This is a genomic window from Pseudomonas syringae group sp. 247E2 (assembly GCF_032587795.1).
Lineage (GTDB): Bacteria > Pseudomonadota > Gammaproteobacteria > Pseudomonadales > Pseudomonadaceae > Aquipseudomonas > Aquipseudomonas amygdali.
Map to the genome: position 1 here is coordinate 139,176 of NZ_JAWHPK010000014.1, position 13,820 is coordinate 152,995.

A 13,820-nucleotide genomic window follows, 5' to 3' on the forward strand; every position below is an offset into this window, starting at 1 on the left:
AGCACTCGTTGATCGTTCCCTGCTGCGGGAACGATCACACGGCTTGATCAGGCATCAAGCACATCCCGATAAAAACGCCATTCTTTCTCCAGAGCATCTGCCAGGTTACCCGCCTTGCGGAATCCATGATGCTCGTCTGCGTAGAAGTGCGCTTCAGTCTTGATGCCGTTGTCTTGCAGGGCTTTGAGCATGGCCCGGGTCTGTTCGGGCACTACCACGGCATCCAGCTCGCCTTGAAAGAAAATCACCGGCACCTTGATGCGGTCTGCGTGCAACAGCGGCGTTCGATCCTGATAACGCTCGATGTCCTTGTCCGGGTCGCCGATCAGCCAGTCCAGGTAATCGCCCTCGAATTTATGCGTGGCCCTGGCCAGTGCTACCGGGTCGCTGACGCCATACAGACTGGCACCTGCACGAAACACATCCTTAAAGGCCAATGCACAAAGTGTGGTGTAACCGCCCGCACTGCCGCCGCGAATGAAGGCCTGTCCTTCGTCAATCAGGCCACGTCCCGCCAGATGCGTGACAACCGCACAGGCATCTTCCACGTCCGCCACGCCCCATGCCAGGTGCAGGCCTTGCCGATAGGCGCGACCGTAGCCGCTGCTGCCGCGATAATTGAGGTCTGCCACGGCGAAGCCGCGGTGTGTCCAGTACTGAATACGTGGGTCCAGCACCGGGTAGCAGGCGGAAGTCGGGCCGCCATGGATGAACACCACCAATGGCGGTTTTTGCGCGCCGGTCATGGCCGGGTAGAAATAGCCGTAGGCCTCGGCTCCACCGCTGGGATAACGCAGCGGCTGAGGGCGGCTGATCAGTTCGGGCGGCAGCGGCGAGCCTCCCCCGGCAAGCACCTGAACACCGGCGTCGTGGCGAGAAATAGCCAGCACGGCAGATGTGCTCACCGCGGATGCCGCGATGCAATACACGAACTCTTCGTCAATGGCGAGGCTGCGAAAGCGGCTGTAACCAACGCTGAAATCCTCGACGCTGCCGTCAGCCTGACAAAGCCCCAGAACACTGGAGCCGTCTTCGATCCAGCTCGCCAGATAGCCATCGTTGATTGGCAGCCAGGTGCAGCTGCCCAGTTGCCAAGGCGCAGAAGCGTGATCGGCCGGGCTGGCGGGCAGCGGCGCAAACCCGGAAGGAGATTCACCCCACGGCTGCCAGAAGCCAGCGCGATCAGTCAGGCAATGCAGGCGACCGTGGGCGTCAAAACGTGGCTGTTGCAGCGACTCTTGTGCGCCTTCGCCTGCAACACACTGCGCAGTGCCCCAGCTGCCGTCGTCTTGTCTCGCTGCACACATCAAGCGGGTGCTGGTCCACGGCTGATGCGGGCGTTGCCATTCGATCCAGGCCAGGCGCTTGCCGTCGGCGCTGATGATCGGCGATGCGTAGAAATCAGCGCCTTCTGCCAGCAATCGGCGCTGCCCGTCAGCCAGATCGATAGCGACCAGCCGATGGGTGTTGTGGTCTTCTTCAACGGCGAGAATCTGACCACCGCTAAAGAACAGGCCGCCATAACGCTTGTCGCCCTCCGTCAGCGCAACCGGCGCGCTGGCGTCCAGCGTCTGGCGGTACAATTGCTGGTCGCGCTCATTGACGAACACTAGCGCGTCGTCGGCCAGACAGAACGAACCACCACCGTATTCATACACCCGGCTGCGAACGCTGAAGCCTTGTGGCGTCAGGCAGCGCTTGCTGTTCGCGTACCAGTGCCAGATACGACAGGCGCCGTCTTCGGGGCGGTATTCGTTCCAGAACAGGCCCGCCGAGCTGACATCCAGTTCGGCGAAGTCGACGCCTGCAGCGACCGCTTGGGCGGCGCTCAGGCGTTCAGGAGGATTTTGCGATGAGTCGTGAGTTTCGGTCATTGCGAAAGGCCAGCTCTTCAATGGTTTGAGTAGCGGTTTCGGACTCGTCGCGAGCCTGAGTGATGATCCCGTGGTGGTAGGACTTGCTGCACACCGGGTCGGCATTGGCAGCATCGCCAGTCAGCATGAAAGCCTGGCAGCGACATCCGCCGAAGTCCTTTTCCTTTTCGTCACACGAGCGGCACGGCTCGGGCATCCAGTCGTAACCGCGGAAGCGATTGAAGCCGAACGAGTCGTACCAGATGTGCTGCATGCTGTGATCGCGCACGTTGGGGAACTGGATCGGCATCTGCCGTGCGCCGTGGCAGGGCAACGCTGTGCCATCTGGTGTCACGGTCAGGAAGATATTGCCCCAGCCGTTCATGCATGCCTTGGGACGCTCTTCGTAATAATCAGGCGTGACGAAAATCAGCTTGCACGGATGATTCTCTGCCTCCAGCCGGGCGCGGTATTCGTTGGTAACGGCTTCAGCGCGGACCAGTTGATCCTTGGTCGGCAGCAGGCCGAGGCGATTCAGGTGCGCCCAGCCATAGAACTGACAGGTGGCCAGTTCGACGAAGTCCGCTTCAAGCGCCAGACACAGCTCGATTATCTTGTCGATGCGGTCGATATTGTGCCGATGGGTGACGAAATTCAGCACCATCGGGTAGCCGTGCTTTTTGACCGCCTTGGCCATCTCCAGTTTTTGCGCGAAGGCTTTTTTCGAGCCGGCGAGCATGTTGTTGACCTGCTCGTCGCTGGCCTGAAAGCTGATCTGGATGTGGTCCAGGCCTGCTTCCTTGAAGGCGATGATCTTTTCTTCTGTCAGGCCGATGCCCGAGGTGATCAGGTTGGTGTAGAAACCCAGGCGCCGGGCTTCGGCGATCAACTCGGCAAGGTCCTGGCGCACCAGCGGTTCGCCGCCGGAAAAGCCGATCTGCGCCGCACCCATCTCCCGCGCTTCCTGCATGACCTTGAACCACTGCTCGGTGGTCAGCTCCTGGCCCTGTTTGGCAAAATCCAGCGGGTTGGAGCAATACGGGCATTGCAATGGGCAGCGATAGGTCAGCTCGGCGAGCAGCCACAATGGCAGCCCGACCTCGGGAGTGGGCGGTATGTACGGGGTGTTGGTGACGGGGGCCAGGTCAGACAAGATCGATCCAGTTTTTCTTTTTGGCGCCTTCCATGAACTCGTCGACGTCCATGCCCAGTTCGGGAACATTGGGGAACTGCTGCTGAAGCTCATGAATGATGGCGGTGATAGTGCGCTTGCCATCGATCAGCCCGCCAATCAGGGCCGCGCTCTCGTTAAGTTTGATCATGCCTTCAGGGTAGAGCACCACATGCGCCTTTTGCGCAGGCTCGTACTGAAAGCGATAGCCTTGATGCCATTTGGGTGTCAACGCTCGGAACTGCGGATCGTGCTTCATAGCGTAATCCCCTTATGCCAGACCTTTTGGTCTGTAACGCTGTGATACGGCGGGCGGTTCAGCTCGTAGGCCATGGACATCGCATCGAGCATGCTCCACAGGATATCGAGCTTGAACTGCAGGATTTCCAGCATGCGCTGCTGGCCTTCATATGTAGTGTAGTGCTGTAACGTGATGGCGAGGCCGTGTTCCACGTCGCGTCGGGCCTGGCCCAGGCGAGTGCGGAAATACTCGTAGCCGGCCGGGTCGATCCACGGGTAATGCTGCGGCCAGCTTTCCAGGCGCGATTGGTGGATCTGCGGCGCGAACAGTTCGGTCAGCGAGCTGCTGGCCGCTTCCTGCCAGTTGGCGCGGCGGGCGAAGTTCACGTAGGCGTCGACGGCAAAACGCACGCCTGGCAGCACCAGTTCCTGCGAGCGCAGTTGGTCCGGGTCGAGCCCGACGGCCTGGCCGAGGCGCAGCCAGGCTTCGATGCCTCCGTCTTCGCCGGGCGCGCCGTCATGATCGAGCAGGCGCTGAATCCACTCGCGACGGATTTCGCGATCAGGGCAGTTGGCCAGAATCGCCGCGTCCTTGAGTGGAATGTTCACCTGATAGTAGAAACGGTTGGCGACCCAGCCCTGAATCTGCTCGCGGGTTGCACGACCCTCGTACATCGCCACATGGTACGGGTGATAGATGTGGTAATAGGCACCCTTGGCGCGCAAGGCCTGTTCGAATTCGGCGGGGGACAGTGCAGTCGCTTCGCTCATGTCAGCTCCTAAAGCTCGATGCTCATGCCATCGAAGGCCACTTCGACGTTGCGACGAACCAGCTCCGCACGTTCCGGGGAGTCTTCGTCGAGAATCGGGTTGGTGTTGTTGATGTGGATAAGCACTTTGCGCTGCTCGGGAAAGCCTTCGAGGACTTCCAGCATGCCGCCGGGGCCGTTCTGCGCCAGATGGCCCATTTCCCGGCCGGTACGCGTGCCCACGCCACGGCGCTGCATTTCGTCGTCATCCCACATTGTGCCGTCGACCAGCAGGCAGTCGGCGTCACGCATTTTCTCGGCCAGTGCTTCATCGACCTTACCCAGGCCCGGGGCATAGAACAGCTTGCCGCCAGTGCGGGTGTCTTCGACCAGCAGGCCGATGTTGTCGCCCGGGTGCGGGTCGAAACGGTGTGGCGAGTAGGGCGGGGCGGCGCTGCGCAGCGGGAATGGCGTGAAGCGCAGGTTCGGGCAGGCGGGGATCACGAAGCTGCCTTGCAGCTCGATACGATTCCAGTTCAGGCCGCCGTTCCAGTGCTTGAGCATTTCGAACAGCGGGAAGCCGGTGCTCAGGTCTTCATGGACCATGTCTGTACACCAGACCTGGTGCGGGCAGCCTTCGCGCAGGCTGAGCAAACCGGTGGTGTGGTCGATCTGGCTGTCCATCAGCACAATGGCGCTGATGCCGGTGTCGCGCAATGCGCGCCCCGGCTGCATCGGCGCAAAGCTCTGCAGTTGCGCACGGATATCCGGTGAGGCGTTGCACAGCACCCAGTTTATGCCGTCGTCGGACAGCGCAATCGACGACTGGGTCCGCGCGTGAGCACGCAGGCTGCCGTCGCGAAAACCTGCGCAGTTGACGCAGTTGCAGTTCCACTGGGGGAATCCACCACCAGCAGCAGAACCTAGAATCTGGATGTACATGACAGCTCCTGGCACACGTTCTGAAATAAAAAACAGCCACAACCATAAAAAAAGCCCCGGCGAACCGAGGCTTCACAGCGCACTGAAATCAACGGCTTGCGAAGTACATGGTGACTTCAAAACCGATACGCAGATCAGTGTAAGCAGGTTTAGTCCACGACATAAAAATCTCCTCGGATAAGTGCTGCGGTTGGTGACTACATCTTAGTGCATCGCTGAAGGCATACGTTCAGATAGTTAGGGAGCTATGTTACTCAATTTAACAATTGCGCAGGACTGGAATCTGCAGGAAATACCATTACCGTTCAGGTAAGGATAGCGGGATGGCCGCGTTGGCAGGGCGATTGGCCACGATCAGCCAGCCGCCAGTGGCATTGGTCAGCTGCTCCGTAGCAGTGAGTAACGAGTGTGTATCCAGATTTGACAGAGCGCGTTGCAACGCCTGCGAGTGGCTACCCTGATGGCCGGCAAGATGCGCTTGCCACTGCATGTCTGTCTGCTGCTGGTCCGGCATGCTCGACGGCTCGAATTGGGCTGAAAGGGCTTTTATCTGCTCAGACACATCTGCGTCGCGAACCCGCTCGGGCAATCTGCCGATGAACGTCTCAATGTGCTGAAAAAGCTGCCCTGCGTCGCAGGAGGGCGATTGAGCACCAAACAGTAATCCGGTCCTTCCATTGATCTGTCTGATGCCACTGAACACGGCGTAACCCAGTTGCAGCTCGACCCGCAGCCGCTGGTAGAAGAGCGCTTGTGATACGTGCGCGAGCAACCGCCAGGCAGCTTCATCTTCAATGGAGGCCGTAGGGGCCGGGCAAAACACCAGCACTGCGTCTTCCAACGAGGACGATGCTTCAGTCGTCCAGCGTTTGCCTGGGAAAGTGGCGGGCGGCTTTGGCGAGTCTGTTTGCCGAACGCCCGGTGCTGCATTCAATGTGGCGTCTATCAAGGGCTGGCTGGCAGCAGAGAAGCCACTGGCGAAGCTGATCCAGCGCGAAGCCGCCCATACGCTTGGCAGATCGCCAACCGTCAGCTGCGGTTCGCTGCTCAGGTAATGATCGGCAAGCTGTTTGAGCAACTGACGAATCGGAATCAGCTCAGGTTCGTCGCCTGCCAGCGATGCGGGCTCAGCGCGCTGCAGGCGATGCAGGGCGTGTTCGATAACCGCAACCATCGGCTCGCGCAGGCCGTTCAGTTGAAGCTGCCAATAAGGCCCGTAAGCACTGAACGTCAGGGTCACACCAGCCTGACGTGCGTCTTCGATCAATGGCTTGAGCCCTGTATCGAGCATCCGCCAGAGGGTTGGCTGCGGGGAGGGCAGTTCCCAGCGCAGATAAAACGCGGCTTCATCGCTGTTGGTGAGTGCCGTATCGAGAAACGGATTCGGCGCTGGCAAACGCCAATTGACCTGCTCGATGCTGTGGGTATCGGCGAGTGCGGAGCCGATCAGCGCGTCGGGCGTGAACTGTTCGAGCAGCGCGCGCAATGCCTCTTGGCCTTGCGCGCTTAACTGCGCAGGCGTCTCGCGACAGTAATGATGTGCCAGCGCCAACGCACCGAGCATGTGCAGGCGGCGTTGTTCGAGGCGTTGGTATTGCTCGACCAGCAACGGCCAGTGAGCCTTGAAAAAATCGAGCCAGCTGAAAAACAGGCTGTTGAGGGTGAGAGTGTTCGCGAGGGCATCTTTCAGTTCGATATCAAGCAAGAGCTGCCCGCCGAACTGGTACAGCGGTGCGGCTTTCAGTGAGCTGGCAAGGCCCCTGTCGACCAGCTCGGCAATCAGTCCGCCCGGCTGAGTTGCATTAAGCCAGTGACAGAAGAACGCCAGCGCTTCGTCAGACTTGTCCGGCAAGTCCTCAAAGGCAAACAGCAGGTGGTTTTGCTCGTCAGCCTTTGGTCGATTGGCAATCAGCGGTGGGGGCGGTTGTTGTATGGCCTTCACACCACTGGCGAACATTGCGCCATGGTTGATTGCCAGTGTTTCCAACTCGGCCATTGGTAGCGGCCCACTCAGGCACAGGGTCATCTGCCCTGCCTGATAGAAGCATCGATAAAAGTCCTGCAACGCCTGTTGAAAGGCAGGGTTGGGCACTGACAGGCTGTAACGATTGCCAGCATGAAAGCCGCGCAGCGGATGCTGTGGATTGATCGATGCCAGCCGGCGCGCTTGATCGCGTGCTGCGCTATCGCCGACCCATGCGATGAACTCGGCGTGCAGCACTTCGCGCTCGCGCAGTTGATCGGCCATGGTCATGCGCGGACGGGCGAGCATGTCGCACAGTCGCTCCAGCCCTTGGGCAAAGACCGCCTGCGGCAGCTCAAAGAAGAAGTCAGTGGTGCGTTCGCGTGTGCTGGCATTGACCTGACCGCCATGGCGCTGCACGAACGTCATCAGGTTTTCGCTGGCAGGGAAGCGCTCGGTGCCGAGGAACAACAGATGCTCCAGAAAATGCGCCAGCCCCGGCCAGGCCTGCGGCGCATCATGGCTGCCCGCCGCTACGCGCAATGAAGCTGCGCAGCGCTTGAGGCGCGGTTCGTGACATAGCACCACATTCAGGCCGTTGGCCAGCGTGAGGCGTTTGATGTCAGAGGAAGGCGGGGCAGGCATGAGGATGTCCACGGCAGCAGGGAATGCAAAGCATCATGCTAGCGGATAACCGGCGAAGTTCGCGAGCATGGCTGAACCAAGGCAGGACGCGGAGCGTCCAGAATTGCATGCCGACGCGGAGCGTCGCACGATAATCGAGATTGTCACTCCAGTGCAGCAGCGCCCAGCGTGACGCCTCGGGATCAAGTCAGCGACGTATACAGCCCCGGTCGACGATCGACGAAATAGTCGTTCACCGTCCTGGCCTGGGCCAGCAATGCCTTGTCTAGCGTCCCCACCAGCAAGCCTTCGTCCTGACCTGCCAGCAGCGGGCGGCTGCCGTCCGGTGCGCAGAGGCTGCTGAGCCCGCAGTAACGAATCTCGCCTTCGCTGCCGCAATAGTTGGCGTACACCACGTAGCAGTGGTTCTCGAACGCTCGCGCCCGTACGGTCACTTCACAGACAAAGTCGTAAGGCAGCATGTTCGCGGTCGGCACCAGAATCAGTTCGGCCCCTGCAAGCGCCAGCCGACGGGTGTTTTCAGGGAACTCCACGTCGTAGCAAATCAGTATGCCCAGACGCCAGTCGTTCAATTCGACCACCGGGTAATGATCCTCGCCTGCTGCGAACATCGACCTGTCCAGCTCACTGAACAGATGGGTCTTGCGGTAGTTGCACAGACGTGTGCCCTGGCTGTCGATCAACTGCACGGCGTTGTAGATCTGCTGATCAGGCCCGCGCTCCGGGTAGCCGTACAGAATCGCAATGCCGCTGGCTTGCGCGATGGCGGCAATGCGTGTCGCCGCCGGACCGTCCTGCGCTTGCGCCAGTTCACTGACCGCCTGGGCTCCGATGTTGTAGCCAGTCAGGAACATTTCCGGGCAGATCAGCAGCTGTGCCCCTTGCTCTGCGGCAGCCTGGGACTGTTTTTCCAGGCGCGTCAGGTTGCCGCTTATATCCAGCGGCAACGGCGAGCATTGATACAGCGCAATGCGCATGGGGGTTTCCTTCTGTCAGTCGCCCAGTGCAATCGGGCCGATTTCATGAAACACGTCACCGGGGCCTGGGTTCTCGGCGTGAGTCTTGCCACCGAAGTGGTTCATGATGCCCCACACGGCGTTGAGCGATGTCTGCACTGCGCCTTCAACCCAGGCCGGTGTCCAGGATACATCGTCACCGGCGATGAACATGCCGCGCTGTTCGCTGGGCATGTCCTGCTGCATGAAGTGCGCGTACATGCGCTGGTTATAGCGGTAATGGCCCGGCAGCGCACCTTTGAAGGCACCCAGGAAGTGCGGGTCGGCCTCCCACGAAACGGTGATCGGGTCGCCGATGATGCGCGCCGCGATGTCCACTTTCGGATAGATCTTCTTCAGCGCATCAAGCGCCAGCTTCACACGCTTCTCGATAGGCTGCGGCAGCATCTTCAGCGCATCGCTCATCCACGAGTAAGACAGGCAGATCACGCCCGGCTTGTCGTCGCCGTTATCGAACAGGTAAGTGCCACGGGTCAGGCGGTCGGTGAGGGTCATGCTCATCAGATCGCGACCGGTTTCCGGGTCCTTGTCCTTCCAGAACGGACGGTCGACCATCACGAAAGTCTTCGAGGATTGCATGTAGCGCGTGCGGTCCAGGGCCATCCACATCTTCTGCGAGAACAACGATTCTTCGCACTCGATCTGCGTGGTCAGCAGCCAGCTCTGACAGGTGGTCAGCACGGCGGCGTATTGCCGGGTGTCGCCCCAGTTGTCGGTCACGGAAAAGCTTCCGTCCTCGGCGCGGGCAATGCGTTTGACGCCAGGACGCGGTGCGCCGCGGTGCAGCGAAGACAGGCTGGTGCCCTTGGGCCAGTGTGCGCAACGCTCGGGCACATGGCTCCACAAACCGACCGGCACCTGCTGCACGCCGCCCACGATCAGGTGCTGGTGCTCATCGCAATTGGTCATCACCACGCGGAAGATTTCCAGCATCGAGTTGGGGAAGTCCGAGTCCCAGCCGCCCGTGCCGAAGCCTACCTGACCAAACACCTCGCGATGATAGAAAGACAGTTTGGCGAAGGCCTTGGACGTCGCGACGAAATCATAGAAGGTGCGGTCATCCCACAGCGGCACCAGCTTGTTCCACAGCTCTTTGAGGCGCGGCACATCACGGTCACGGATGGCCTGCTGGATGTCACCGAACTGCGAGCCGCTTTCCAGTGCGTCGGCCCAGGCGTCGGCCACTTCCTGAAACAGCGCCGGCAGATCCGAGAGCATTTGCGCGTAATAGGTGGTGCCTTCCAGGTCGATGACGGTGCTGCCGGAAGCGGCGGTCAGCGGGTTGGGAAAGGGCCTGGACTCAAGGCCCAGTTTGTCGACGTAATGAAAGAATGCGGTCGATGACACCGGAAAACGCATGCCGCCCAGTTCGGCAACGATGCCTTTGGCACCTTCAAACTCTTGCGAACGCAACCGCCCACCCATCTTGGAGGCTTCGTACACCACTGGTTTGAGGCCCATCTTCATCAGCTCGTAGGCCGCCACCAGCCCGGCGATACCAGCACCGATAATCGCCACTTCCGCGCCATGATTTTCAGCCGGGATACTGCCCAGACCTTTCGGGTGTTCGATCCAGTCATCGAAGGCGAAGGGGAAGTCGGGGCCGAACATGGTGATCGGCTTTTTGCCGTTGGCGGGGTGACGGTTGTTCTTCATGACGGACCTTGATGGGCAACGGCGAAAAACAACAGTCTAGAGAAGCGCGGGCACGTAAATAAGACGCAAAGTGTCGTCGATATGCTGTTTGTTTGTGCTAAATGACGAACCTGCCGGCCATTTTGCATGGTTGCGTCTGACTACTGCTTGCTCATACCGGTTGCCCACGGTCGATCTTGCTGCTGAGAATGATCGATGTGGTGGTTTTTTCCACGCCATCCACGCTGCCGATCAGGTCCAGTAACTGGTCCAGTTGCTCCGGAGAATCCGTACGCAGCCACGCGACGTAATCGAACTCGCCACTGACCGCACATAACTGCTGCACCTGCGCCATGGCGCTGAGTCGGCGTAGCACTTCCTTGCCCGAACGAGGTTGCACGGTGATGCCGACATACGCCTGCAATCCGCCACTGACCACTCGCTGGCCAAGGCGCACGCCATAGCCGGTAATCACCTTGCTGCTTTCCAGACGTGCCAGCCGGGAGGTGACGGTGGTACGGGCGATGCCCAGTTGACGGGCGAGCATGGCGACGCTTTCGCGTGCATTGATTTGCAGCGCTGCGATCAACTGTCGATCAATTTCGTCCAGCACGGGCGGGCGGGTATCGGGCACGGGTATTTCCTTAAAACTTCCAGCGTTTAGCGGTCTTGGCCAGGCGTGCCTGGAGCCCGTCCAGATTCTGTGCCAGTTGCTGAGTCATCAAGTGATAGCCCATCAACTCGGCTGGAATGACCGGCTGCGCGGGAGCGCTTTCCGATGTGCGCACCAGACGCTCGGTTGCGCCGGTTTGCAGCGCGCGAGCCATGCCGATCAACTGACGACGTATCTGCCGGTAATCGTTATCCAGTGAAGTTTTAAACGACTCGCCCGCCACTTTATCCAGATCGGCAGGGCGAATATTGGCGAGAATCTCCAGGGTGCTCAGGCACATGCGGAAATGGCCTTGAATGGCGTCCAGCTCGACCATGGACATCTTCACTTCCTTGGAAACCGACGGCAGCAGCGAGCGCAATTGCAGCATCGTGGCGTTGAGCCTGGCAGTCAGCTTGAGATGCTCGTCAGCGGTGACCGGCTGGCCTTGCACGATGCGTCCATAGACCTTGGCGCAGTCACGCAAGCCACTGGCCAGGTTGTAGCGCCAGGAAAACACGGCATACAGTGGCAGGGCGAAGGAGAAGGCCAGCGCCAGCGCGATACCGATCAAAATATCTACGGTGCGCCACAACCCGTCACTGATCGGGTTGTAGCCATGACCGGCCACGATAAACAGCGTTATCGCCGACAGCAGCGCGGTGTAACCGCCTTTGCCGATAGCGTGATAAGCAAAAAAACCGCACATAACCGACATCATCGCGTAGGTCAGCAACGGCATTTCCAGATAGCCCTGCTGGACCACCACGATCAGGCCAAGACCAGCTCCGATCAACGTTCCGTAGGCGCGCTCGACTGACTTTTTGCCGATATTGCCGTGGTGCTGCAAACCGCCGATGACGATCAGCATCGTCACCGACGCCCACTCGCCATGAGGCAGATTGAGGCCCGTGGTCAACAGAATCGTTACCAGCAAGCCCACCGCAATCCGCGCCGCGTGGATCAGCCGCGCATGCCGATAACGGCGATACGGGTCCAGCAGCGGACGCAGAACAGGGCGAAGCCAGGAGGGTATGAAAGCAGAGCGCGAATTCGTCATGCGTTAAGAGACCGCGAGGGTAGGGAAGAGATTCCCTGATTGGATGATGGCAGGTCTCAGTAAGCCACATTTTGAGAGGAGATGGGTGGTGTATGTTGGCGATCAGTGAACATGACATCGTGGATTCAAGCGGTAGGAATCACGATCTGAATTCAGTAAGGATGAAATCCAGCACTTTTTAAGATGCCTTTATATGAGGCTTTATGGTCATTAATGTGTACTTTCATGATCTATTATCTACAGGTTCAAGCCTGCAAACGTACTACTTTGTGATTCCTTGAACCCCCGCGCCTGCTCGCTGGTAACTGCTCATGAAAGCTTTTTTCCCCGTTCAATGCAGCGACACGCTGTTGCGGATTGCCCTGCTGGTAAAGCAGGCCCGGCTACAACAGGGCGTTCGGCAAGTGGATCTTGCCGAGCGGCTGAGCATTTCGCTGCGTACATTTCGACGCATCGAAGCAGGCAGCGCAGACGGCGTATCGCTGCGCGACTTTATGCTGGTGGTCTGGGGGCTGGGTGTGTCAGAGCGCTTGTTTCAGGGGCTGCGAGACGACGAGTCGTTTAGCGTCGAACAGCTTGAAGCGGCCGACCGCAAGCGCGTTCGCCTGCCCAGAAGCAAGCCGGAGGACTTCTGATGGCTCAGGCCTACATCTATATGGAGTGTCCTGTGTGCAGAGTTGGACGCTACGGTCGATGCTACCAGTGCCGCGCGCTTGAAGGGCCAGTAGCCCCCTCAGATTCTGCAGCCCTTATGGCAAGGGCCGATTGATCTGGTAGTGAGTGCTGCGGCCGCCGCCGGGCAGACGAGTCAGGCAGTTTCTGCCAAGCAGATCACTTAAATGCCGGGTCGCCGTGGCCTTGGAGACTTTCGCTACCGCTTGATACTGCGCGGCGCTCAGACCTTCTTCAAAGCCCCGCTCGCCGCCATCAAGCAGTCGACTCAACACCTTGACCTGCTCGGCGGACAAGCCGTCACCATTGTGCAACTGCCAGAATCGCGTCTTGGCCAACACCCGTTCGATACGAACCAGGGCATGCTCAATGCTGTTCAGCAATGTGCGCAAAAACCATTCCAGCCACTCGGTGATATCGGTTGTACGTTTCTGGCTGGTTTCCAGAACATGGTAATACCCGGCGCGGTCATCGAGGATGCTGGCAGACATGGAAAACAGCCGAATGGCTTGTTGATCGCCCTGAGTCAGCGTCAGGTCAGTCAGCGCCCGCGTCAGGCGACCATTACCGTCGTCAAATGGATGCAGCGTCACAAACCAGAAATGTGCGATGCCGGCACGCACGAATGGATCTAGCCCCGGATCATTTTGACTGGCGGCAAACCAGTCGAGGAAGTCGTCCAGTTGTTGCGCAAGCACCGCGCGCGGTGGTGCTTCGAAATGCACGACCGGTCTATCAAGTCTCCCGGAGACCACCTGCATGGGCTCGTCGCTACGCAACTGGCCTGCCAGGATGCGAGCGGATACAAAGCTGTCTTCTGCCGGGAACAGCCAGCGATGCCAGGTGTACAGGCGTTGCAGGTCAAGCGGTTGATCGTGCCTGCGTGTGGCGTCCAGCATCAGCTCTGCCAACCCCTCGCTGCGGGGGTTTTGTTTACCGTTATTGGCAATACCCAGACGACGCGCCAACGAAGACCTGACAGAGCCCACATTCAGTCGCTCGCCTTCGATGGCAGACGAGGTAACAATATTCTGCAACAGGGTGTCCACGCCCTCGCGCATTTCGGCATCGCCACTCACTACGCCGCTCATTCCCAGCAGGCGACCCTGAGCTTTAGCGCACGCTCGTATCAAGGGCGCGATGCGTTCATCGCTCCAGTTGAAGTGGGGCCAGTCCGGCTGCTGCCAGATCCAGAGATGTTCGGACATTGGATATGCCTTTG

13 protein-coding genes are annotated in these 13,820 nt (G+C 59.5%); 1 reads left to right on the forward strand and 12 read right to left on the reverse strand.

Annotation, left to right across the window (positions count from 1 at the left end):
- Positions 1-47 precede the first annotated feature (47 nt).
- From RYC18_RS14745 to RYC18_RS14795, 11 genes are all read right to left on the reverse strand, one after another.
- Positions 48-1,874 (reverse strand): S9 family peptidase, encoded by a 1,827-nt coding sequence (locus RYC18_RS14745; protein ID WP_005744036.1) that lies wholly within the window; start codon positions 1,872-1,874, stop codon positions 48-50.
- On the reverse strand, positions 1,837-3,006 hold the full coding sequence (pqqE, locus tag RYC18_RS14750; RefSeq protein ID WP_005744035.1) for a pyrroloquinoline quinone biosynthesis protein PqqE: 1,170 nt from the start codon (positions 3,004-3,006) through the stop codon (positions 1,837-1,839). The genes RYC18_RS14745 and pqqE overlap by 38 nt, the downstream gene beginning before the upstream one ends.
- Positions 2,999-3,283 carry a pyrroloquinoline quinone biosynthesis peptide chaperone PqqD gene (gene pqqD / locus RYC18_RS14755; protein WP_005744034.1) on the reverse strand — a complete coding sequence of 95 codons (285 nt, stop codon included), beginning with the start codon at positions 3,281-3,283 and terminating at the stop codon, positions 2,999-3,001. Before pqqD ends, pqqE begins: the two co-directional genes overlap by 8 nt.
- On the reverse strand, positions 3,280-4,035 hold the full coding sequence (gene pqqC / locus RYC18_RS14760; RefSeq protein WP_057404989.1) for a pyrroloquinoline-quinone synthase PqqC: 756 nt from the start codon (positions 4,033-4,035) through the stop codon (positions 3,280-3,282). Before pqqC ends, pqqD begins: the two co-directional genes overlap by 4 nt.
- Before the next feature lie 8 nt (positions 4,036-4,043).
- Entirely contained in the window at positions 4,044-4,955 is a 912-nt protein-coding gene (gene pqqB / locus RYC18_RS14765) for a pyrroloquinoline quinone biosynthesis protein PqqB (RefSeq protein ID WP_002555560.1), read from the reverse strand.
- An 88-nt stretch (positions 4,956-5,043) separates the two neighbouring features.
- Positions 5,044-5,118 carry a pyrroloquinoline quinone precursor peptide PqqA gene (gene pqqA / locus RYC18_RS14770; protein WP_003422658.1) on the reverse strand — a complete coding sequence of 25 codons (75 nt, stop codon included), beginning with the start codon at positions 5,116-5,118 and terminating at the stop codon, positions 5,044-5,046.
- A 135-nt stretch (positions 5,119-5,253) separates the two neighbouring features.
- Entirely contained in the window at positions 5,254-7,563 is a 2,310-nt protein-coding gene (gene pqqF, locus RYC18_RS14775) for a pyrroloquinoline quinone biosynthesis protein PqqF (protein WP_016982672.1), read from the reverse strand.
- Between the two features lie 182 nt (positions 7,564-7,745).
- Positions 7,746-8,540: a carbon-nitrogen hydrolase family protein gene (locus tag RYC18_RS14780; protein WP_016982673.1), complete on the reverse strand. Its 795-nt coding sequence runs from the start codon at positions 8,538-8,540 to the stop codon at positions 7,746-7,748.
- Between the two features lie 15 nt (positions 8,541-8,555).
- Positions 8,556-10,235, reverse strand: a complete 1,680-nt coding sequence (locus tag RYC18_RS14785; RefSeq protein WP_005735082.1) for a flavin monoamine oxidase family protein — start codon at positions 10,233-10,235, stop codon at positions 8,556-8,558.
- A 151-nt stretch (positions 10,236-10,386) separates the two neighbouring features.
- Positions 10,387-10,848, reverse strand: coding sequence for an Lrp/AsnC family transcriptional regulator (locus tag RYC18_RS14790; protein ID WP_002555556.1), 462 nt, complete (start codon positions 10,846-10,848; stop codon positions 10,387-10,389).
- A 10-nt stretch (positions 10,849-10,858) separates the two neighbouring features.
- Positions 10,859-11,926: an FUSC family protein gene (locus tag RYC18_RS14795; RefSeq protein WP_004654731.1), complete on the reverse strand. Its 1,068-nt coding sequence runs from the start codon at positions 11,924-11,926 to the stop codon at positions 10,859-10,861.
- A gap of 311 nt (positions 11,927-12,237) precedes the next feature.
- Between RYC18_RS14795 and RYC18_RS14800 the strand changes: the two genes are divergently transcribed.
- Positions 12,238-12,561, forward strand: a complete 324-nt coding sequence (locus RYC18_RS14800; protein WP_016982674.1) for a helix-turn-helix domain-containing protein — start codon at positions 12,238-12,240, stop codon at positions 12,559-12,561.
- Positions 12,562-12,675: 114 nt separating this feature from the next.
- Here RYC18_RS14800 and RYC18_RS14805 read toward each other — a convergent pair whose 3' ends face one another.
- Entirely contained in the window at positions 12,676-13,806 is a 1,131-nt protein-coding gene (locus tag RYC18_RS14805; protein ID WP_316886417.1) for a Fic family protein, read from the reverse strand.
- Positions 13,807-13,820: the final 14 nt, after the last annotated feature.